The organism is Alteromonas sp. 5E99-2, assembly GCF_017368475.1.
GTDB lineage: Bacteria > Pseudomonadota > Gammaproteobacteria > Enterobacterales > Alteromonadaceae > Alteromonas_F.
This window is the reverse complement of record NZ_JAFNJE010000002.1, coordinates 264,906-286,196: the sequence shown is the minus strand read 5'-3', so window position 1 is coordinate 286,196 and position 21,291 is coordinate 264,906. Positions and strand designations below refer to the sequence as shown.

The window sequence follows — 21,291 nt, the reverse complement described above, 5'->3', positions numbered from 1 at the left end:
AAAATGTGTTGAAACTATTGAAGATTTTCGTTTAAAAACTCAATCAGTGCAGTATAAAGTTCTTTTCTTTCTTCTTCTCCATAAACACCGTGACCAGAATTGCTAAAATTTAAATATTTGGGAGGGTTATTCGCTTCGGTTAATTTTTTAACCATTGCTGTTGCATTGATAACCGGTACACGTGCGTCTTTTTTACCATGAATAATCATGGCCTTAGCTTTAATTTCTGAAGCATGATTAACAGGCGAAAATTCATCAATAACCGCTTGATCTTCGCCTAGTACTCGTTTTAAGTAAGCTAAACCACCATAGGCTTCGGCTGTGTCACTTTCCGAAAAGGTATAGTTCAAATCATATATGCCGACATAGCCAATAACACACTTGAACAACTCAGGTGCCCTAACCACCGACATCATTGCCGCGTAGCCACCATAACTAGCGCCATAAACACAGGACTTTTCGATATTGAGTGGAAACTGCTTAGCTGCGGCTTGGGTTCCCTCTAGAATGTCTTGGATCATTTTTCCACCCCATTCTTTATAGCCTGACTGTTGGAAATTACTGCCATAACCACCACTGCCTCTATAATTTATCTGCACAACACCGTAACCGCGATTGGCTAACAACTGGACTTCACTATCAAAAAATGGAAAATCTCGATAGCCGTGAGGACCGCCATGGATCATAGTTACAAAGGGTGTTGTTTCATTTGGCTTTAAATCAGCCGGAAGAGTGACATAGCCATAAACTGTTAGGTTATCACTTGTGACAAAACTAAATGGCTTAGTCGCAGATAATGTTCTGGGATCTAACCATGAACGGTTCGCCCATAAAAATTGAGCTCCTTTCGCTTTAGTATCAAAAAGGTAATATTCACCTGGATTTATTTCACTACTAACATGTATGAGTAATAAATCGCCGTTCTTACTTTGGCTTTCAATTGTAACGCGCTGACCATCAAAACTGTTTTTTAGTGCCTTGTGCCATTTTATCGTATCGCTTTTATCCGATGTGTAGATATATTCATGATTATTCGTAAAGGTTGTGCCAATTACTGGCGTTTCTAACTTGGGATCCCAAGTATAGAATTCTATATCTGACTGTAGATCTGTGAAAAGAGGGGAAAGTACTTGAGTGTCCAAATCAAATTCATACATAGTCAGAAGCTGGTTTTCACTTATTCTCCCAGTAAGAAAAACTCGCTTTCCATCACTGCTAAGATCAATAGGAAAATAATCACCATTTAATTTGTCGGAAAGGTCCATCCACTCGTCGTCCTCAGATGGACGGTAGGCAGCCTGGCTAATATAATTTTCGTCTATGTAGGTGACGAAATTTACCTCTCCGTTATTATTTGCTAAAGGTGTGGCTGATTTAAATGGAATATTATCGATTTTCTTTCTCTTTCCGCTGTACACATTTAAACGAACGATATTTGGACGTTTTTCTTTATTATTGTAATAAGAGTCTCCTTCTATATTGAAAGGGTACTCAGCAATTAGTATATTTTTTTTGTCACCTGGCAGATAACTAATAATTTCTGCAGAAGCAAGCGTTGCTTTTCGTTTTTGAATTTTTGTGCCGGTAGTAAATTCACCCGCTCTGTACCCAAATATTATTTTATTTGATGAACCATCAAAATTTATTGCAAACAATTCACCGGTAGGAATTGGTGTGTCGTGGCTCCACCTTTTCTCCGCAAATTGATATACAAGTCTTTCGTCGTTAATCCACTCTACGGAATGAATTTCGTCCCCGGATTGTGCTTTTACACCACCGACTACTTTCATTGATGGGACTTCAAGAACAACAAAGCTAACTCTATCAGCTACACGCAGTCTGGCAGCTATATGTTTACCACTAGGGGACAAGGACATGTCTAAGTAGTCGCCGTGACGGGTAAATGCTTCTATAGGAATTGGTTTAGCTAGGGTGGTAAAGCTTAAAATAAAAAATAGTATGACTACAATTGAATGTCTCATAAAAATCCTTGTAAATAAAACAAATTAAAGAGAATAGTATTTCATTACTATTCTCTTTAATTTACAAACTCTTAGTTATATTTACAACTGATTTTGGTGTGCTTTACAAATTAAATAGAATTTTCATAGGGCCTATTCACTCTTCATATACGCGATCATTTCATTAATTTTAGAAAGCTGTTGGGGAGATTGTTTGAATACTTGTTCAATGTGTTTGGGGGATTTTTCTTTTAATTTATCAATGAAGAGTATGCCATCGAGATGATCTATTTCATGCTGCACTAAACCTGACATTTCACCTCTAAGTGTTGTGCTTTTTTCGATACCATATTCGTCTAGGTAAGAGACCGCTATTTCCACGTAACGAGACACTGTGCCCCGTATGTCATACATGCTAAAACACTCTTCTTGAAATTCGAATTTTTCTTCTGAATGATTTTGTATCACTGGATTGATCATTGGCACAAATTCACCATCAATTCGCAGTAAAATCATACGCACTAAACTTCCAGATTGAGGAGCAGAAAGTGCATTGCCGTTTTCGCTGGAAATAGCTTGAATGCCGTTTAGCGTTTCTTTCATTTTAGACAGTAAATTTTGTATAGCTTCTGATTGTATTTCGTCCAAGCTAAGCTCTTGCGAACGTTGAGTGAGTAAAGGGTTACCTATTTGCAAAACTCTCATTGATGTTCTCTCTACTGTATAAAGCCGCCTATTTTAGCTTTGTGCTTTTTAAACGGCAGTAAGTTAACGGTTAATCCAAGCGGTTAGTCGAAAAAGGCGCAACATATAAAAAAATACCCTACTGAACGGTCATAAACAAATAGTAAAAAAGATTTGCAATTTTAAATTACAGGTGTAATCTTAAATTATCGATTACATTTGTAAGCAATGATGATGATTGAATTATCTAAAGCAGAATTTGAAGTACTAGATGCGGTTTGGGTGAGCTACCCAGTGAATGCGACACATATCATTGAGCGTTTAAGCAGTGATAAACAATGGCATGAAAAAACAATCAAAACCTTGTTAGGGAGGTTAGTGAAAAAAGGAGCTCTTTCTTTTGAAAAAGAGGGGCGGCAATACTTGTATAGCCCTTGTATTGAAAGAGCTGATTACACATTGAAAGAAAGTCAGAATTTTATTGAGCGCTTTTTTAGTGGTCGCATCGCACCATTGGTGAGTGGGTTTGCTAAGTCAGAACAGCTGTCTCAGCAAGACATCAATGAGTTGAAAAAAATTATTGCTGATTGGGAAAAAAACCAAGGGGAATAACATGCTGTATCAGTCTTTTTTCAGTTGGTTGGTTAGCCAGCAATTATTAATTAGCTTAATGCTAATCATATTTGTTTTGTCAGCGCGCTTCGGTTTATCTCTATTCGGCGCGCGTTTTGTGTATCGGCTAGTATGGTTGGCACCGTTAGCAGTTTTAGTTGTTAATTTGCCAAGTACCTTTAAACCCCTATCAGATAAGGCTATTAGCCATTACATTGTTACGTCTGACACGTCTATTACGACGAGTTTTAGCGTCGATTGGGCAAGTGTTTACTTTACTATAACTGGCTTGATGCTTGTTGCTATCGCCAGCATACACTTTCGCTATGTTAAGGGACTCAAGCTTGCTAAGCATCCAAAAACTACCATGAATACGCCAGCTAAGGTGTACCTCAGTAACGTTATTTCTACGCCTATGGTAGTGGGGATATTTAACAGTAAGTTGGTATTGCCTAGGGATTATAAATCACAGTTTAACGAAAACATGCTCAGTCTTATTGTTGAGCACGAAAATATTCATATAAAACGCAAAGATAATTTCATTAATACACTGTTGCTGGGAGGTGCAATTTTACTTTGGTTCAACCCTTTAGTTTGGATGACTTATGCCTATGCTCGACGGTTACAGGAACTGACGTGTGACGATCAAGTACTGGCAAATAAATCCATACAAGAACACATTTTATACAGTAAAGCCTTGGTGCATTGTGCAGAACATAAATTTGCCCGCCTGATAGCTTTTTCACACTACGGAGATAAAAAAATGATGATACAACGATTGAGCAACATTCAACATAAAGGTAACCCCTCAGTGTTAGCAAAGACAAGTCTACTTTTTATTGCTGCGTGCATGTTGAGTGGGTTAGCTTTTGCTAAGCAGCCAATGAAAGGAGGAAGTGATAAAGATCATATTTCACCTATTAAACGTGTTGAACCACTTTACCCAAGTGAAGCAGCCCAGCAAGGCATTGGTGGTTCCGTTGTATTGAAATATGACATTGATGCCAGAGGTAACACGTCAAATATTTCAGTGGTGAGTGCTACACCGAATAGCATGTTTAATACGTCTGCCAAAAATGCACTCGCAAAATGGCAATATGAGCCCTCTAAAAACGGTTTTAAAGACTTACTTGTGCAATTGGATTTTAAAATTGATACTGAATCAGCAAAGTTAGATTTAGTTGAGCGAATAGAGGTGTTGAACGAGGCGCATTAATTTATTGGCTATGGTAATAAACGATAAAGCAAGCGGCCTTTAAGGTCGCTTGCTTTGTGGTTTTCGAGAACCCTATTTTGTACCTTGGTTGCTGTTATCTAGTTTTATTGGTGTAAGCATTTTTGACATGTTTGCACGAACTATTGGTTTGTTTCGTACGCACATTAATGCCTCGCCAAAGAGTTTACAATTTCCTTGATAGATATCACCATGGCTGTTGGTATATTCACAAGGTGTATTTTTTTCTGAGGTGCTGCACGCTTGCCAAGGCAGTTCGTCTCCGTGGCCATTGTGTGCTTGTGCTATTGCGTTAATTAAGCCTGAAAATACAATAACTACAATTTTACTAAAGGTATTCATAGTTAGATGTCCGTGGAATTTGCAGTTTCTCCAGAGAAACAACCTATAAACGCATTTTCACCTGGACCAGCTGAATGATAGTGATACCCGCGGACTTCGTCAGTTTGACCTCTACACTCGTCAAGATCGGTTGCTTCTTCGCCATTTTCATCAAGCATCCCGTAAATGGCAAATCCGTCGAGGGCATAACCAAATATACCTGCATGACCGTCGGCTTCAAATTCAACTGCTGGGCACTCACCGTCGCCATGGTTGGCTCCGTGGTAGTGATAGCCATCAATGGGATTTACATGGCCAACACAATCATCAAAAGCGGCGATTGTAAACGCACTTAAAATTGCTTGTGTCGGCGCCGCGGCTGCCAGATTCACACCATTTAATGAGACGCCAATATTAGACATTCCTATATCTCCCGAAGTTTCGCGAAATACTGGGTTAATAGGTAAAAGGAATGTACTCTCCACACCTTGGCCTTCATCAGCATAGTATGTAAGTTCGCATTGTACGCAGTGGTTCTGATATTCTTCTGCTACGTCAGGACGAGCCGCTGCTTCGCAAGAAACTTGTGTATCAGTAATAAATATTTCACCAGTGTCTGCATCAAAAAGTTGCCACTCACTATTGCCATAGAACAAGTCTAAATTCGATACAAATTCGCCAGTCAAATCGTACAAGACTCCGTCGTCGAACCATTTTCCAGCGCTTTCAGCTTCAGTATTAATGTCTGTTGGACAAAAATGTCCTAATTCAGTTCTATCTGAAGGAAATCCTGTAACAGTAATAGCATAACAACTACTATCATCGCCGTTTGATAAAGTGCAGTCTATTGTTTCAACCGATACTACCGCAGCAGAATCAAATAATGTTGTATCTACAGCTAAAATGTCTGTACTAGGAGTTTCGCTGGTTTCATCATCTGTTATTGTTTCGCTACTTCCACCACAGCCAGAAAAGGCAAGGGATCCCGTGATAATCAAAGAAGAAATTGATGCTTTTGTCATGCTGTGTTTGCCCACTATTGAATATAAATATGTTAATACTGAGTATACTCACAGGTTTTAAAAACAATGTGAAAATACAAGGTTAAAAGTTGTGCAAAAAATAAGGAGAAAGTAGTGTTTTTATAGAGGCATTGAATAAAACCATTAGATTGTATTATTTAGCTGATTATTGTGCGTAAACGATACAAATTAAGAATGAAACTTTCCTTGTGTTGCCCAAAAAACACAAATGGTATTAACTTGATGTTTACCAATTGAACATAATTTGGTAAAAAAGTTGGGTTACCACTTGAATTAATCGAGTAAACCAAACTGGAATTGTATATAATGGAGTGATACGCGTATTTTACGTTTATTGTACTTATTATGTACATGTATATCGCCTGAACTAGTAATATAAAGGAACAGACAAAATGAAATTAGCAAATAAAGTTGCAATCGTATCTGGTGGCGCCCGTGATATCGGCCGTGCTATCTCTGTAAAAATGGCATCAGAAGGCGCCAAAGTTGTAGTTAACTATTTCGACAACGAACAAGACGGTCTTGATACGCTTGAAGCAATTAAAGCAGTTGGCGGTGAAGGTATCATCGTTCAAGGCGATATGACTAAGAGCGAAGACGTAGAAAAACTTGTTAAAGCAGGTACAGATGCATTTGGTGGTGAAATCCACGCTCTTATCAACGTTGTTGGTGGTTTGGTTGCACGTAAATCTCTTGACGAAATGGACGAAGATTTCATCAACTTGGTTATGCGCATAAACTTCAACTCTTGCTTCTTAGCAACTAAAGCAACTGTTCCTCACATGCCAGCGGGAAGTGCGATTGTTAACTTCTCTTCACAAGCTGCTCGTGACGGTGGTGGCCCTGGTTCTTGGGCATATGCTGCGTCTAAAGGTGCGGTTATGACTTTCACTCGCTCTATGGCGAAAGAACTAGGTTCTAAAGGTATTCGTGTTAATTCACTAACTCCTGGTCTAATCAACACAACTTTCCATGATACTTTCTCTAAAGATGAAGTTCGTACTAAGCTAGCTGGTATGACTGCTCTAGGTCGTGAAGGTCAAGCTAAAGAAGTTGCTGATTTAGTGTCTTACCTTGCATCTGACGAAGCGTCATTTGTTAACGGTAACAACATTGATATCAATGGTGGCTTAGCGTTCTCTTAAGACCTATCTGGTTTTGAATTACGAAAGACCGTGTTTTTACACGGTCTTTTTTTGCCTTTTTATAATGTCAGCTATATTTACAATGCTCTAGTTGGTTTAAATATTCTTCATACGTTACAAGCACATCGTTTTTGGCATTAATTCTGCTTTATACCTATATTACTATTATTGCGTCTTTTATATTCTATAATTGATGCTGGCTTAAAGTTACTTGATTAAGGTGAAATGTGATGAATACGAAGCTAATACTTGCACGACTATTTTTATTGTGTGGAATTGTTTCAGGGCCCACATTAGCGGTTCCTGTTACTATAGATTTTAGTAATTTAGGCGGTCAGAATGGCGCTAGTGCAATTTCCCTTGATGATTTAGCACCTGATGCTGGAGCGCTTTCATTAGGCATTGATGCCGATACTTTTAACCTTGTTTCTTTCGCTCCGTTTGGCCCCTTTTCTACCTTTAGCTTAAACAATGACAGAACGTCAGTAATTGATACGAATCAATTTTTTGGTGACGAAGGACTGGGAGCTAGAGACTTCAACGACGGCGATGATGACATTGATGGTTTTGGTGACAATGATATTTTACTTTTTAGTTTTTCTAGAGAAGTTACTTTATTATCCGTTGGCTTTGATAATATCCTTGGGAACGCTGATGACTTTATAGGCTTTGCTGCCAACGAGGTATTTGGGAGTGGGGTTAACTTTTTAGCTGCGTTAATTGATGTTCCTAATATTGAGGGGGATGACGGTCTGTTTGTACTGGGTAATGGCGGTATCGATGCCAGCTTCTTTGGGTTTGGTGCATTAGAAAACAATGATAGCTTTCGCATTACGTCTCTGACTATTGATGTAGCCACTTTGGGAGGGGGGAATCCTGATGATGTTAACCCGCCTTCTGTTGCAGTTTCCGCACCATCGAGCACTTTGTTGATTGGTTTAGGTTTAATTTTGACTGGTTTTGTTGTTCGCCGTAAAAGCTAGTTAGAGAACAGCTCTTAATTATGAGTTTGCGTCATTTCATGATTGCAAACTCGGTAACTTTTCAGATTTGATTTTTTTTACTATACTGGGTAATTAAGAGATCACACATGTAGTATAGTCGTGTCTAAGAAGCTTTATCATACCTTTATATCTGTCTTTTTTTTTACCTTTATCTTAATAATAAGTAGTGAGTTAAAAGCCAAAGAACATCAACCATTTTTAATGGCAATACCTTCATTTCCTCCATTTTATTTTCCACCTCATTCAATTGAAGCGAGAGAATTTAACCGAAAGGGAATCTCGGTTTTATATGTGGAGAATCTCGCTAAGCAAGTTAACTTTCCTATTCAAATCGTACTTATCCCCTATGCAAGGATTTCGAGTAGCTTAGAAAAAGGAGAAATTGACGGCGCAATTATGTTTAAGAATGAAGACGCGAAGAACAAAGTTCAATATATTGGTCCAGTCTCTAGCTCTAAGGTAGTGATATTCCCAGAAAAAAACAGGCCGATAAGAACGTATCAAGATTTACATACGCTGAATTCTATTGCCGTTGTTAGAGGCGCCAATTTCGATAACCGTTTCGATAATGATGAGCAATTAGATAAATACTTTGTGAGGGATTACACCCAAGGTGTGAAAATGTTTAAGAGAAAACGAGCAGAGGGGATTATTGGCGCATTAGAAGGGTTGGATTATAGTTTTAGAAAAGCGGGCGTTTTTGAAACAGATCATGGCGAGCCCGTATATTTGTCTGATAAAGAAACGTGGTTACATGTTTCAAATAACTCTTCTTACGCAAAACAAACGGAAGAGCTATCTAATGCTGTGGAGCATTTGTACGCGCCTTACCTTTTTTATTCTTTGTATGCGTCTGAGCTAGAAAACAATGCGCTTTCTCGTATTGGTGACATTACACTCATTAAGTAACATCACCACGATATTTTGAGATTATTTTATCAGTTTTGTTTCTGGAAAGGCCGCATGCCATCCAAACCAAAAAGCACGATGATAAGGTAATCTGTCGAGTGTTTCTTTTGTATCTTGGTTAATCAGCTGTTGCTCATCTAACTGCCATTTAATTCCTTTGTTATCTGTCAGGGTAGAATCATTATCATAACTAACAAAATCGATGTTTTTTGGGTCGTATACTCTGTTTGCACCTGACTTATCGGTTAGGACGATGAACTTTTGTCGTCCTATTTTGTTTTTATACAGAGTCTTTTTGCGTAAAAATTCGGTATCGATGGCGAGTTGTTGATTTGGTGCTCCTGGGAATCTAAGCGCTAGGATTTCTTGTTTGTTTTTTAATCTTTTGTCAGCAAATGGTGTATTAAACATGAGCCTATCGCTGGAAAAATAATCTTGATACGCAACGCCTTCGTCATAATCTCGTCTGTGTCCGGTTTCCAGAGACAGTACACGGGTGTCTGGATGACGGCGCTTCCATTCACCCCATGTAGTGGTCACCACACTTAAGTGTTCAAGTTCAATGCCTTTATCGACTAGCGGACCGACTACTGGCTTGCCTGTTAGTGTATTCCATAAAGATTGGGTGTCTAAATCGTACATTAATTTATTAGAGCGATACAAGAAGCCGCTGGTTCCCAATGTATACTTTGTGCCAGAAAGTTCTGTTTTGTAAGGGATAACGGTTCCACATAAAGTACAATAAACACCGGCAATATCGACACCGCCTACTGTGTCTACAAACATTTCATGCCAAGCTAATATCCGTTTTGGATAGGCCCTTGCGTCACCGTTAATTTCAATACCAAATACAACATTATCATCGTTGAGATAGGTGGCCGATTTTGCATTAAGCATTTTAGGGTTACGCAGCGGAGGAATACCATCTTGGACAACACCGCCCCACCTAATTTCATCTAAGCGTATTTTCGCTTGAGATTGGCGTTGGTCAAAGTAACGGTGAAATCTAGGGTCAATATTAACGTATAGAGAAGCTTTAAATTGTGCGTAGTTTGAAGAAATATTCTGTGGTTGATTCCACAACCAAAAAAACCAGTCATTTAAATGAAACCCAAAAGATTGTTTGGTATGACGCTCTAGTACATCAAGTAAGCTTTGAGAGGTGTAGTAATCTCGAGTTAAGCTCAGCATTTCAAGGGATTGAGGTATGAATTCAGAGCTCCAATTTGCATCAATTTCAGCTAATGCGACGTCTATTTCTTTTTTACTTTCTGCCGCTATGAGTTGCTCAAAGACTGACGTTTTATCTTGAGATAAAACTGAAAACGAACAAACAAGTAAAAAAGCAGCTGTAGTGAATTGTTTTAAAAAAGAATGGTGCATAAACATTAGCCTTTATTATATGTAGCTAATAGAGAACGATGAAATAGATGGTTAGTTACAAGTGGGATGAAATTGTAATAATTGAAACTTTGGGTGAAGACAAAAGGAAATAACGAGAAAGGTGAAAAATCATGGGTTTTAGCCTAAACTCAACAACAGTGCGCCTAAAGTAAGCTTATACGGCGATTGGCATATTTATGTCAGTAATTTTCCAACAATGTGTAGAGCATGACGAATATTAGTGAAGATCGACGCAAGCAGCCTCGTAGTGAAGATTTATTTTTTAAAATGGTAGTAGGGATAAACCTACTAGTTTGGGGATTGATGATCGTTGCTTTGTGGCTTTATCACTATGGGCGACCGGAATTGTCGGCAGGTTTCTATAAATACTTAGGCGTTTCCGTACGAGAAACGTGGAAGCAGGAATATTTCGATGCGCTAATCGTTCTGCTGCAAGCATCTCTTGGGCTAACGCTAGTCTCAATTGTAGCAAGAGCAAGACGTTCGCGTCGAAAAAACGACGATTTTGGATTTAATTTGTTTTTACTTGCAGTAATCATTTTAGTGAGCCTTGTCACACTCCTTGCGGGTAAGTAAATTTATTTGTTTTTACAACAGCCACTTAGGATCTATTTCTACAAATTCAGAAGCGCTATTAATGAGTGTGTTTGAGGTTAAATTCAGTACCCCGTATACAGACGTTCTGCAGCCATATTTTTTATTTACTGTGTCTAATAGAATTGAAAAATCACCATCTCCAGATAACAACAATACTTCGTCAACGTCAGGGGCCTTATCTAGCATATCTATTGTAATACCAACGTCCCAATCTCCCTTAGCGGTTCCATCTTGCCGTTGAATAAAGGGTTTCAGTTTCACTTCAAATCCAATATGACGCAATGCATTTTGAAATTTAATTTGCTGGCTATCGCCTTTGTCTATTGCATAAGCGTAGGCATATTCAATGGTGTAGGTTTCTTTTAAACGTTCAATAAAAGCGCGGTAATTGAATGAGCGCTGGTAGGTGTCTCTTGTTGTATAATAGATATTTTGCACATCTGCAAATATTGCTATTTTCTTCATAGGATTGGCCTAAGTGGAGTGTCCGCTCACATTCTATCACTGATTTCTATCATAGGTGCTGGCTGATTGTTTCGCAGTCATACCATGGAATTGTTAACTTAACCGAATGGTCTTTAGCGTCTCTATGTTTATTGATAGTATGAATGACTTGAAAGTCATTAAATCCTAGCGCGGAGCTGTTTAATTTGAAGACGTTTTTATCTGTTTTTTTGTTTGTTTTTGGTTTCAGTTTATTAACTGTAAATTTGTATGGGTTAACGCAAGACATTCGACCTGCAAAAATAACGGATGAAGACTTGCGTTTCGTTAACGACCACGCACTACCCTTTGAAAGGGTTATGTCACAGCTAAACATGAAATCTGATGAAACCGATATTGAATTTGCTTATCGCGCCACGACCTTGATTTCAAAAGGACTAGCCCATATTCATTGGGAACGATTTCAACCAGAAAAATTCAACCAATTAGTACCCATTTGGGAAAATTATTTTTTGTATTTGATGGGAAAATTCACCACTATTCCTGAGTTTAATCGATATCACTTTGCGGATTATCAACGCAGTTTACAAAGAGGGATTGGTATATGCGGTGATGCATCGATGATTTTATCGCAAGTACTAAATAACAATGGTATCGATAATACTATTTTGACCTACCCAGGACATGTATTAGTTGAAGCATCATTTTCAAGTAAACAACGTGTTTTACTTGATGCAGATTTTGGTGTTGCTATTCCTTTTGAAAAAGAAGTTACGGGAAATCATTATCAATCAATTGCACAGCTATACACTGATAAGGGTTACACCGAGGGCGACAGGCTCTTTTTTGAAAAAATGTTTCAGTCGGAGTACCAAGTATGGGAAGGAGTAAAGCATTTTATCACCAAAAAGTATTACTTCGAAAAAGTAAGCTACGCCTTGAAATGGCCTTTGCCTTTGGTCTTGTTATTTTTATCAATCGTTTTGTATAGAAATAAAAAACAGGCCTAGTTTGTTGACCTTTGGGGGTTGCTTTTCTGTGTAGAAGGCAACACTACTACTGTGTTGCCGTTTATCTCTAGATTATTTTTTCAGTATCGACACTAAATACGTTTTCCAAAATTTCCAATGGAAAGGTCGATAACTTATGCCTTTTTTGAAAGATTGAATTGCATCGTCTTTATAACCATTTTGCCACTGTAACGCATAGCCCATTATCCAAAAATATTCCGATGCTAGCTTATGTTTAATCGCGGTTAATTCTGCGCGGTTTAAATTTTTGATGTAGTCTGGGGTTTTCTCATAACAGTCGATGAGCTGCTGAGTTACGTTTATACGCTTTTGAATATTTTCTTCTTTGCTATTGGTGTCACTAATATTGCCGCCATGTACCATGTAAAGAACATGAATGTCGTCGTGAAATGCCAAGGTAAAACCACTTTTTAAGGCCATAGCAATAAAGAGGCGGTCTTCCCCAATACGAAATTCAGGAATGGAAATAACATCGAATATTTCTCTTTTTAAAACTGAATTTTGTAAACCACTGTCTATGCCGTCAGTAATTTGCAACAGCGCAGCATGTGTATCGTCAATGATATGCAGCTTGCCCGTTGTCTTTGTCTTTAGGTTAAACAGAAGATTAGGTTTTCCGTCGGAATAAAACGTGCTTTCTTGAATGACTTCGCTGGTTTCTTTTATTTGCCTTTGGCAAGCGCCATAAACCCAGCTGACATCTTTGTGTTCTTCTAAAATATGTACAGATTGTTGTAAATGATGAGGCAGCCAAATATCGTCACTGTCATAAAACGCAATAAACTCACCGGTAGCAACGGCAATTCCAGTGTTCCTAGCGACTGCGGGCCCTTGGTTTTCCTGCTTTATATAGGTCACTTTGTTAGCTGTTCGTTGCTCAAAGGCAGCAACAATGTCAGACGTGTTGTCTGTACTGCCATCATCTACAATGATCAATTCCCAGTGCGCATACTGTTGCGTCGAAATAGAATTAAACGCGTCTTCTAGGAAGGCTGCTCGATTGTAGGTAGGTAAGACAATACTGACTAATTTGTTCGTCATACTTTGCTCATTACGTTAGGTCTGTTTGCGTGCTTGATATATGAATACGCAAAAATGCTAAATTTAAGGACTACAAATATAGTAACGTATTTCATTGTTATAAAACATGAAGTGCAGAATTATTCTTCTATATCCTGCACTTCTGTAGTTACCTTTTGGACTATTTTTACTCGGCCACTTTTTACCAATGCGTCTCTAAGCACATATTCAATTTGCGCGTTTAAACTGCGTAACTCATCGTCGGACCAACGCTGCATCGCCGCCAGAACATCTGGACTTATTCTTAATGGATAGGCTTTTTTTGCCACAATTAATTCACTATTAATAAGTTGGAAGTCATCAATAAATCGTTCCGGTATTGACTACAGGTTGCGTTGCTTTGTCACCGCAGAGAACCACTAGCAAATTACTGACCATCGCCGCTTTGCGTTCTTCATCTAATTCAACCACGTTTTGCTCTTTTAGTCGCTCTAAGGCCATTTCAACCATGCCTACAGCACCTTCTACTATTTTACTACGAGCAGCAATAATTGCAGTAGCTTGTTGGCGCTGTAACATGGCACTAGCGATTTCTTGGGCGTAAGCTAAATGGCTAATTCTTGCTTCTTGAACGGTTACACCTGCTTGTCCGAGTCGTTCCTGTATTTCTATTTTCAGTTGACTTGCTATTTCGCTCGGGTGGCTAAGTAATGAAATTTCATTGGTATCTTGAGGATCGTAAGCGTAACTACTGGCTAAGTTTCTAAGGGCAGACTCACTTTGAATGGTAACGTAATTTTCGTAATCTTCTACTTCAAATACAGCCTCAGCAGTATCCGTCACTGACCAAACAACAATAGCCGCTATTTCAATGGGATTACCCAATTTATCGTTCACTTTAATTTGCGAGCTTTCAAAGTTTCTTACGCGCATTGAAAGTGTTTTGCGTATAAAAAATGGAATAGTCCAACGTAATCCATTTGTTTTTACCGTACCCACGTAGCTGCCAAATAGCGTCATTACTTTGCCTTGGTTTGGCTGCACCATAAAAAAGCCAAGCCAAGAAAGCGCAGTAAGCAGGGTGCCAATGACTGCAATAACTTGGAGAAGCACAATCTGACTGGCAAAAAGTAAAAATAAACCGAAGTGCATTAACGGGAGTAATAAAGCGGCGATATAACCGTTAATTGAAAAACCTTTCTTTTCTGTGATCATCAAATGCTCCAAAGTGATATCATTTTGACATCACTTTAGTTGTTGCACAGAGAATTGGCAAGAGTATTTTTCTTTTTAAAAGAAAAAAGCAGCTCATAAGAGCTGCTTTTTGGTAAACGCGTGGTAATTTTATTTACTTTCAGTGCGTCGATCTGATTTTCTTCGATCGGGCTGACCTAACTCTTCTTCATCAATGATGATTTGTCTGCGATCGGGGTTTTGTCTTTCTTCTAAAGCTTCATCTAGTTGCTCTATTACGAAATTCTCTTTAGGTGCTTCTTGATTCATATCCATTTTACCCATTACATCTACTTCAATTACTTTTCAAACGGCCAAGTTAGAAAAAAATACAACTCGGATTAAAAGAGTATGTATTATTTATTGTCTTCTTCAAGTTTGAAACAAAAAAACGATTAAAAAATTGTAAAAATACATTATATCGCAATTACTGAATGAATATTTCTCCAGACAATAATTGATATTGAATCTGGCTAGGCCCTTTCTTTTTTTGCTGTGTTGATACCTTTTCAACACCTTGATTTATTATTTTTTGATATTCAATTCGTTTATCGGCAGCTAGCTCTACGTTTTTTAAATATCGAGATAGCACGAGTAGGAGATCATTCTTGTCTATTGGCTTCGATGAATATGTCCACGGTTGCCCTAATGCGGGTGGAATTAAAAACTCTACGCCTTTGCTCAACGTGCTGCTTTGTATTGAAGGGTAAGACCAAAGGGGAAGATCTGCTTTTGCATCAACAATGGCGATACTTGTGAGTGCCTGCAAATTGAAATTACTGTAAAAGTAGGGGCGGGTGCGGTCGAGCTCATGATGTTGAGCTCCGTTTTCATCAAACTGTTTTTGAATCAGCTTCTGGGTTTTTTCATGTGCACTTTTTAGCGTACTCGTATCATCTAAATACCAAGCGATTGCCGAAACCTGAAAGAAATACCATGCGCCATGATTGTTGGTTTGCTTTGCACCAGATGTACCAAGTTTGCTTTTGTTTAGCCACTTTAGATAATCTTTCAACCAACGATTCATTGCCTTGTTGTTTTTCTTGCTCCAGTGGCTTGATGTAGAAATCATTTCAATACTGTCTAATATATGCAGTGAAATGAGTCGGCCATCTAAAATGCCTGAACGACGTAACTTGTCATTGCCAGGTACGCTTTGCGCATAACTCAAGTGGGGATTCATTTTGGTTTTTTTATCCAAAAACCAGGTGCGAATTAAGGTTTCAGCCTTTTCTGCATAGTGTTCATTTCCCGATAAATAATACGCCAGAGATAACGTCCTAACTGCGTGGGTCATTGCCCCTAATCGCTTTCTGTCTACGTGGTCTGTTTGCGTATCAGGGTTTGTTATGCCGTCTTTGCGAACCCAAGGTAAACCATCAGGTTTTGATTCATCTGGCCACCAATAGCGGCTAATACTTAAATAATCATGAGGGTCGTTTGATGGCGGCGATATTTTTTTATTGATAACGGAATAATTGGGACCTGTTAACAATGTGTCTGCATGCTCGATAAGTAAAGAGTAGGCTTCCATTAACGGTTCTGGAGCCGTATTGGTTTGTAAACGTGTTTTCACCTCTGCAAGCCTAGTTTCGTTTACGACAACGAATTTGGCAAATGCATTGGGTACGATCAAAAGAAAGAGAAAAATGGCAATAGAGCTGTTACGAATCAACATTAAATAGGTTCCAGTAAATATGAAATAAAACTCATGCCCGGTACAAGACCGGAGCATAAGCTTTATATATTCAACCAAACCTAAATTTAAGCGCCGTTAGCAGCTTGAATGGCGGTTAAGGCGATTGTGAACACGATATCGTCAACTAAAGCGCCGCGGCTTAAGTCGTTAATGGGTTTGTTCATGCCTTGCAACATAGGACCAATACAAATGAGATTAAAGCTACGTTGCACCGCTTTATAAGTTGTATTTCCAGTATTTAAGTCTGGGAAAATAAATACATTGGCTTGTCCTGCAACTGGGCTATTGGGGGCTTTTTTCTTGGCCACACTTTCAATAACCGCAGCGTCGTATTGCATTGGGCCATCAAGCAGTAAATCAGGACGTCGCTGTTGTGCGATAGCTGTGGCTTCTCGCACTTTTTCAACATCTGAGCCTGCGCCAGAATCACCTGTACTATAACTTATCATGGCAACTTTGGGCTCAATTCCAAACATTGCCGCCGAGTCAGCTGACTGAATCGCGATATCTGCCAGTTGCTCAGCATTGGGGTCTGGGTTAATTGCACAGTCACCATAAACCAGCACTTGATCAGGCAACAACATAAAGAAGATAGATGAAACCAGTTTTGCATCAGGGGCGGTTTTAACTAGCTGTAATGCTGGCCTAATAGTATTGGCTGTCGTATTTACAGCACCTGACACTAAGCCATCGACATCACCTTGTTGAAGCATCATAGTAGCGAGTGTAGTGTCGTCATGAAGCACTTCTTCGGCCATAGGTTCGGTCATACCTTTGTGCTTGCGAAGCTCTACTAGTGGCTTGATATAATTTGCACGTACGGCGTCAGGAGAAACAATTTCAATACCTTCAGGCAATTCGAAGCCCTGTTGCTCGGCAATACGTTGTATTTCTTGTTCATCACCCAGTAAAACCGTTTTGGCTAGGCCTCTTCGGGCACAGATAGCAGCTGCTTTAATGGTACGGGGTTCATTGCCTTCAGGAAGAACAATGCGTTTATTGGCTTCCCGTGCTTTTTTGATTAAGAAGTGGCGGAATGCCGGTGGTGATAACTTGTTCACTCTACTGGCGTTATTAGCAAGGGATCTTACCCACTCAACGTCAATACAATCGGCCGTATGAGACATGACTTTTTCGATGCGTTGTTGATCGTCAACAGGGACTTCGGGGTTAAACGAAGACAAGAGTTGAGACGTTTGCCAAGTACTTTCTTTCACCAACATAACAGGTAAACCACTGTCCATTGCTTGGTGACAAAGTGTCATCACATTTTCTGACGGCTTATAACCACCGGTTAGCAGTATTGCACCAATTTTTGTCCCGTTTAATGCGGCTAAGCACGCTGCAATAAATACGTCGTTACGGTCGCCAGACATCACCAATAACGCGCCGGGTTGAAGCACGTGAGTCATATTATTTATTTCTCGGGCACATAATGACACACTGCGTAATCGTCTGTATTCAGCGTCGCCCTTGTTAATGAACTCTGCGCCCATGTGGTTGGTAATATCAATGACTCTTGGAGCAACCAATTCAATATCCCAATGCACGGCACCAAGAAAGGCAAAAGATTTCTTAAAAATAGGTAATGTAGGAAGTTGTTCTTTAATGTTTTGAACATCTTGTTGAGACACGCTGCCATCTATTTCGGTGTGAATTCGGCCATCTCTGCCTAACGGCGCACCAACTTTGTTAAATATACAACCTAGTAAGCGCTTACTTTTATGACCGCCATAACTGTCTACGGCAATTTCTAATTTGTGATTCAGCTCATCTAGGCTATCGGTGCGAGGCATGCTAACAAATACAATTTGCGCATCCAACGCTCTGGCTACTGCATAGTTTAAGCGCACTGCATAAGGATAACGACGAGTGGACACTAGCCCTTCAATAACAGAGACCGCATCAGAAGAATAATGCTGCTCATACCGAGCAACTATCTCTTCCAATAAAGTATCCATATTGTCTTCGCCAATCATTTTTTCAGCATGGTTGCTAGAAAAAGGTTCAGCAGGATCGACGTTCGTATATTGGCGAATAATCACAGATGATTTTTCTGGCCCCGTGTCTCCAAGTCTAGGTTGAGCGACGGGCTTAAAAAATTGCACGTTAACCGCGCGTTGTTCCATTGCCCTTACTAAACCTAAACTTACAGATGTCAGACCAACACCACTGCCAACTGGAATTAGCATAATTCGATTAGACATAAATTAGGCTCCAGTAGAACTAGTTAGGCGTTGAGTATCTTTGGCAATCATCCACTCTTCATTGGTGGGTATCACTAAAATTGGTGTACCTTCAGCTGAAATATTACCTGAATTACCAAAGCGCGCATCAAGGTTTTTATTTTCATCTAAGGTAAAACCTAAATGAGCAAGCATAGCTAGGGTTGTGGTGCGAATATAAGAGGAGTTTTCACCTATACCACCAGTAAAGACTAAGCCATCAATAGGACCTGCGACAACCAGGTACGAACCAATGTATTTCGCTAAGCGGTAACAAAACATCTGTAGTGCTAATTGAGCATTGGCGTCACCTTCAAGGGCGGCTTCTTCTAATGTTCGACAGTCGTTACTGTCTTCGGATATACCTAATAATCCAGACGCCTTATTCAGCATGGAATCAATTTCATCCATGCTTTTGTTAAGTTGCTTGCTCAGGATACTTGGCAAGCTAGGATCGATGTCACCACAACGGGTCCCCATGACTAAGCCTTCTAAAGGCGTGAAGCCTAGGCTTGTATCAATTGCTTGGCCTTGTTTAATGGCTGCAACACTGCAACCATTACCCAAATGAGCAGTGATCAAATTGATATTCTCATATGGGATATTTAGTGTATCACTGGCTACTTCAGACACGTATTGGTGGCTCGTACCATGAAAACCATAACGGCGAATACCGTGATCGCGATACAGTGATTTCGGTAAGGCATAAAGATACGCATGTTCAGGCATGGTCTGGAAAAAAGCAGTATCAAATACCGCAACGTGAGTGAGTCCAGGAAAGGCTTGTTCTGCTGATTCTATTCCCATTAAATTCGCTGGGTTGTGCAGTGGCGCCATAATCGCATGATGAGCGATAGCTTGTTTGACTTCCTGAGTAATCACGACGGCTTCTTTGAATTTTTCACCACCATGAACCACACGATGACCAACACCTATAGGCTCACCAGGCTGCGCTTTGATAATACGCTGAATTTCGGCCAGTGCGACTTGATGAGATGCACCAGAAGGAAGAGAAAGGGCATGTTTTTCGCCAGCAACTTTATAACTTAATCGGGCATCATGACTGCCCATGTTTTCAGCAAGGCCTGTTAAATTAGCGTGCCCAGATTGCGCGTCAACAATCGCAAACTTAACTGATGAGCTGCCGCAGTTAAGAACGATTACATTTTGATTCATTGCTATTTTCCGTCAGTAAGGGATTGAAAAATGTGTGTAATAATAAGCTTAGTTCACCTCAACAATAATACACATAAACTGGTCCAATCCCACGCAAAAAAAACTTGTGAGAAAAGACTTTTCAAGTAAATTAAATGTTAATACAGCTAGTTGTGCGGTGATATTAGCACTCCTTGTCTAACTCGCTGAGGATGATCACCAACGTCAATTCTTACAACTTCAGAAGCTGTTGCGTAATTGATAACTGAAACTTGGTCGGTTTCACTCCAGGATACAAAGCAATGCTCTCCCGTTTTGTCAGTAACAACCCAATAGGGCTTTTTGCCTAAATCATCAAGTATGGTGTAGTTTTCCGATGCAATATCTACAATAGCGACGTAATTGTCCATTGTACCGGCAACACATAAAGTTTGGTCGTCAGCACTAATAGCGATACCGTGATGAGCTGAATCGTTTACGTATTGTGTTCTAGGAAGTGTGGTGATTTTGGGCAAATCGACTTTCCGGGTAATTTTGCCACTCGGCATGTGATACTCAACAAACCCGTGTAGGAATGAAAGTTGAAAATAAAAATAATCTTCACCACTGGTGTGAGTCATAGGTCTAACAGATGGGCTGACTTCTGGTAAACCAAAGTCGTCTAACTTGTCACGCATATCAAACTGTTCGGTAATGGTGTAGGTATCAGTTTCAACAACTTGTACTACGCGTTTGCCTTTTAACAAACCACCACTATCAAAATCAAAAGGTGAAAATACATTGCCAATACTGGCGTGAAAAATGTGCTTTCCGTCTTTAGAATAAATATTTTCGTGGGGGGAGTCACCACTTGGAAATTGGCCGTGTTCTTTACCCGTTTCTACATCAATGATGTGTACAAGATCTCCTGTTGATGCTGACACTGCTACATGCTTGCCGTCAGGAGACATAGCCATATGATCTGAGCGAAAGCCAGCTACTTCAAAACGCCAAATTATTTCGCCAGAGAGTGTATCTATAGCAACTACATCGGCAAAACTTGGACGAGAAACAATGAGTTTTGTTCCGTCTATGGAGCTATACATGTCATCCACAAATTGGTCGTGACCTTCACCAACTAACTTGCGAATACCGTAGTATAAAATTCTACCTAAAAACTGGTTGCGAACCTGCTTTAACCGTTCAAGTTTATCGGGAATACCATTTATAACGCCTAGTTTTTTGTAACCGTCGAGGGCAATAACAGTAATAGTACCTTGCCAATTGTTGCCAACAAATACCACTTCTATCGGGTTTGGCTGTGTGAATTCAGAGAGATTATCTAACTTGGAAAACCAAGATGATGTATTTGAGTCTTGTTGTTGTTCTTCTTCAATTAACGTATCAAGTGCATTTATTGCTACAAGTTGTGCAGCGGTAAACACAACCGCGAGCATAATGATTATACCAAATAAAAAATTACGCACGAAAGACATAAAATACACCTATAGTTGTTATTAATACGTTAAGTTTAGCAGATCCGACCACTAACTTTGCAACTAGTTATGCACTAAACCGTTCTGTATTATCG

The 21,291-nt window shown here is 39.5% G+C and carries 21 protein-coding genes; 7 read left to right on the top strand and 14 right to left on the bottom strand.

The features are described 5' to 3' along the window. Positions 1-14: 14 nt before the first annotated feature. Together J3L16_RS03405 and J3L16_RS03400 are read right to left on the bottom strand one after the other, a co-directional pair. Positions 15-1,982, bottom strand: coding sequence for a prolyl oligopeptidase family serine peptidase (locus tag J3L16_RS03405; RefSeq protein WP_207611478.1), 1,968 nt, complete (start codon positions 1,980-1,982; stop codon positions 15-17). Positions 1,983-2,114: 132 nt separating this feature from the next. After that, positions 2,115-2,666: a peptide deformylase gene (locus J3L16_RS03400; protein WP_207611477.1), complete on the bottom strand. Its 552-nt coding sequence runs from the start codon at positions 2,664-2,666 to the stop codon at positions 2,115-2,117. A 213-nt stretch (positions 2,667-2,879) separates the two neighbouring features. Between J3L16_RS03400 and J3L16_RS03395 the strand changes: the two genes are divergently transcribed. Next, entirely contained in the window at positions 2,880-3,257 is a 378-nt protein-coding gene (locus J3L16_RS03395; protein WP_207611476.1) for a BlaI/MecI/CopY family transcriptional regulator, read from the top strand. Between the two features lies 1 nt (position 3,258). Further along, entirely contained in the window at positions 3,259-4,473 is a 1,215-nt protein-coding gene (locus tag J3L16_RS03390) for a TonB family protein (protein WP_207611475.1), read from the top strand. 72 nt (positions 4,474-4,545) lie between these two features. On the opposite strand, the gene J3L16_RS03385 is transcribed toward J3L16_RS03390, so the two are convergent. After that, entirely contained in the window at positions 4,546-4,833 is a 288-nt protein-coding gene (locus tag J3L16_RS03385; protein WP_207611474.1) for a hypothetical protein, read from the bottom strand. 2 nt (positions 4,834-4,835) lie between these two features. Next, positions 4,836-5,834, bottom strand: a complete 999-nt coding sequence (locus tag J3L16_RS03380; RefSeq protein ID WP_207611473.1) for a YHYH protein — start codon at positions 5,832-5,834, stop codon at positions 4,836-4,838. Between the two features lie 413 nt (positions 5,835-6,247). Between J3L16_RS03380 and J3L16_RS03375 the strand changes: the two genes are divergently transcribed. The 3 genes from J3L16_RS03375 (at position 6,248) to J3L16_RS03365 (ending at position 8,913) form a co-directional block, all read left to right on the top strand. Beyond that, on the top strand, positions 6,248-7,000 hold the full coding sequence (locus tag J3L16_RS03375) for an SDR family oxidoreductase (RefSeq protein ID WP_207611472.1): 753 nt from the start codon (positions 6,248-6,250) through the stop codon (positions 6,998-7,000). A gap of 230 nt (positions 7,001-7,230) precedes the next feature. Beyond that, positions 7,231-7,983 (top strand): hypothetical protein, encoded by a 753-nt coding sequence (locus J3L16_RS03370; protein WP_207611471.1) that lies wholly within the window; start codon positions 7,231-7,233, stop codon positions 7,981-7,983. 222 nt (positions 7,984-8,205) lie between these two features. After that, a complete protein-coding gene (locus tag J3L16_RS03365; protein WP_207611470.1) occupies positions 8,206-8,913 on the top strand; it encodes a transporter substrate-binding domain-containing protein in 708 nt (235 codons plus the stop codon). Positions 8,914-8,934: 21 nt separating this feature from the next. Here J3L16_RS03365 and J3L16_RS03360 read toward each other — a convergent pair whose 3' ends face one another. Beyond that, a complete protein-coding gene (locus J3L16_RS03360; RefSeq protein WP_207611469.1) occupies positions 8,935-10,296 on the bottom strand; it encodes a DUF3179 domain-containing protein in 1,362 nt (453 codons plus the stop codon). A gap of 228 nt (positions 10,297-10,524) precedes the next feature. Between J3L16_RS03360 and J3L16_RS03355 the strand changes: the two genes are divergently transcribed. After that, positions 10,525-10,893: a hypothetical protein gene (locus J3L16_RS03355; protein WP_207611468.1), complete on the top strand. Its 369-nt coding sequence runs from the start codon at positions 10,525-10,527 to the stop codon at positions 10,891-10,893. Between the two features lie 12 nt (positions 10,894-10,905). On the opposite strand, the gene J3L16_RS03350 is transcribed toward J3L16_RS03355, so the two are convergent. Continuing rightward, positions 10,906-11,379 carry an NYN domain-containing protein gene (locus tag J3L16_RS03350; protein ID WP_207611467.1) on the bottom strand — a complete coding sequence of 158 codons (474 nt, stop codon included), beginning with the start codon at positions 11,377-11,379 and terminating at the stop codon, positions 10,906-10,908. Positions 11,380-11,564: 185 nt separating this feature from the next. Here J3L16_RS03350 and J3L16_RS03345 point away from each other — a divergent pair, with 185 nt between their 5' ends. Continuing rightward, positions 11,565-12,368, top strand: coding sequence for a hypothetical protein (locus J3L16_RS03345; RefSeq protein ID WP_207611466.1), 804 nt, complete (start codon positions 11,565-11,567; stop codon positions 12,366-12,368). A gap of 72 nt (positions 12,369-12,440) precedes the next feature. Here J3L16_RS03345 and J3L16_RS03340 read toward each other — a convergent pair whose 3' ends face one another. The 8 genes from J3L16_RS03340 to J3L16_RS03305 form a co-directional block, all read right to left on the bottom strand. Then, the gene (locus tag J3L16_RS03340) at positions 12,441-13,430 is read right to left on the bottom strand and encodes a glycosyltransferase family A protein (RefSeq protein WP_207611465.1); all 990 of its coding nucleotides are present in this window, start codon (positions 13,428-13,430) and stop codon (positions 12,441-12,443) included. 119 nt (positions 13,431-13,549) lie between these two features. After that, on the bottom strand, positions 13,550-13,741 hold the full coding sequence (locus tag J3L16_RS03335) for a hypothetical protein (protein WP_207611580.1): 192 nt from the start codon (positions 13,739-13,741) through the stop codon (positions 13,550-13,552). 28 nt (positions 13,742-13,769) lie between these two features. Beyond that, a complete protein-coding gene (locus J3L16_RS03330) occupies positions 13,770-14,624 on the bottom strand; it encodes an SPFH domain-containing protein (protein ID WP_207611464.1) in 855 nt (284 codons plus the stop codon). Between the two features lie 129 nt (positions 14,625-14,753). Then, positions 14,754-14,912, bottom strand: coding sequence for a hypothetical protein (locus J3L16_RS03325; RefSeq protein WP_207611463.1), 159 nt, complete (start codon positions 14,910-14,912; stop codon positions 14,754-14,756). Positions 14,913-15,069: 157 nt separating this feature from the next. Further along, entirely contained in the window at positions 15,070-16,320 is a 1,251-nt protein-coding gene (locus J3L16_RS03320) for an alginate lyase family protein (protein WP_207611462.1), read from the bottom strand. Positions 16,321-16,406: 86 nt separating this feature from the next. Then, complete coding sequence (pta, locus tag J3L16_RS03315; protein WP_207611461.1) at positions 16,407-18,548, bottom strand: phosphate acetyltransferase; 2,142 nt, start codon at positions 18,546-18,548, stop codon at positions 16,407-16,409. A gap of 3 nt (positions 18,549-18,551) precedes the next feature. Beyond that, positions 18,552-19,742, bottom strand: a complete 1,191-nt coding sequence (locus J3L16_RS03310) for an acetate kinase (RefSeq protein WP_207611460.1) — start codon at positions 19,740-19,742, stop codon at positions 18,552-18,554. Between the two features lie 146 nt (positions 19,743-19,888). Further along, positions 19,889-21,196 carry a hypothetical protein gene (locus tag J3L16_RS03305; protein WP_207611459.1) on the bottom strand — a complete coding sequence of 436 codons (1,308 nt, stop codon included), beginning with the start codon at positions 21,194-21,196 and terminating at the stop codon, positions 19,889-19,891. Positions 21,197-21,291 lie beyond the last annotated feature (95 nt).

Excerpts from the sequence above, each read along its gene's own strand:
- J3L16_RS03405 (WP_207611478.1), bottom strand. The coding sequence starts at position 1,982 with ATGAGACATTCAATTGTAGTCATACTATTTTTTATTTTAAGCTTTACC.
- J3L16_RS03400 (WP_207611477.1), bottom strand. The coding sequence starts at position 2,666 with ATGAGAGTTTTGCAAATAGGTAACCCTTTACTCACTCAACGTTCGCAA.
- J3L16_RS03395 (WP_207611476.1), top strand. The coding sequence starts at position 2,880 with ATGATTGAATTATCTAAAGCAGAATTTGAAGTACTAGATGCGGTTTGG.
- J3L16_RS03390 (WP_207611475.1), top strand. The coding sequence starts at position 3,259 with ATGCTGTATCAGTCTTTTTTCAGTTGGTTGGTTAGCCAGCAATTATTA.
- J3L16_RS03385 (WP_207611474.1), bottom strand. The coding sequence starts at position 4,833 with ATGAATACCTTTAGTAAAATTGTAGTTATTGTATTTTCAGGCTTAATT.
- J3L16_RS03380 (WP_207611473.1), bottom strand. The coding sequence starts at position 5,834 with ATGACAAAAGCATCAATTTCTTCTTTGATTATCACGGGATCCCTTGCC.
- J3L16_RS03375 (WP_207611472.1), top strand. The coding sequence starts at position 6,248 with ATGAAATTAGCAAATAAAGTTGCAATCGTATCTGGTGGCGCCCGTGAT.
- J3L16_RS03370 (WP_207611471.1), top strand. The coding sequence starts at position 7,231 with ATGAATACGAAGCTAATACTTGCACGACTATTTTTATTGTGTGGAATT.
- J3L16_RS03365 (WP_207611470.1), top strand. The coding sequence starts at position 8,206 with ATGGCAATACCTTCATTTCCTCCATTTTATTTTCCACCTCATTCAATT.
- J3L16_RS03360 (WP_207611469.1), bottom strand. The coding sequence starts at position 10,296 with ATGCACCATTCTTTTTTAAAACAATTCACTACAGCTGCTTTTTTACTT.
- J3L16_RS03355 (WP_207611468.1), top strand. The coding sequence starts at position 10,525 with ATGACGAATATTAGTGAAGATCGACGCAAGCAGCCTCGTAGTGAAGAT.
- J3L16_RS03350 (WP_207611467.1), bottom strand. The coding sequence starts at position 11,379 with ATGAAGAAAATAGCAATATTTGCAGATGTGCAAAATATCTATTATACA.
- J3L16_RS03340 (WP_207611465.1), bottom strand. The coding sequence starts at position 13,430 with ATGACGAACAAATTAGTCAGTATTGTCTTACCTACCTACAATCGAGCA.
- J3L16_RS03330 (WP_207611464.1), bottom strand. The coding sequence starts at position 14,624 with ATGATCACAGAAAAGAAAGGTTTTTCAATTAACGGTTATATCGCCGCT.
- J3L16_RS03325 (WP_207611463.1), bottom strand. The coding sequence starts at position 14,912 with ATGAATCAAGAAGCACCTAAAGAGAATTTCGTAATAGAGCAACTAGAT.
- J3L16_RS03320 (WP_207611462.1), bottom strand. The coding sequence starts at position 16,320 with ATGTTGATTCGTAACAGCTCTATTGCCATTTTTCTCTTTCTTTTGATC.
- pta (WP_207611461.1), bottom strand. The coding sequence starts at position 18,548 with ATGTCTAATCGAATTATGCTAATTCCAGTTGGCAGTGGTGTTGGTCTG.
- J3L16_RS03310 (WP_207611460.1), bottom strand. The coding sequence starts at position 19,742 with ATGAATCAAAATGTAATCGTTCTTAACTGCGGCAGCTCATCAGTTAAG.
- J3L16_RS03305 (WP_207611459.1), bottom strand. The coding sequence starts at position 21,196 with ATGTCTTTCGTGCGTAATTTTTTATTTGGTATAATCATTATGCTCGCG.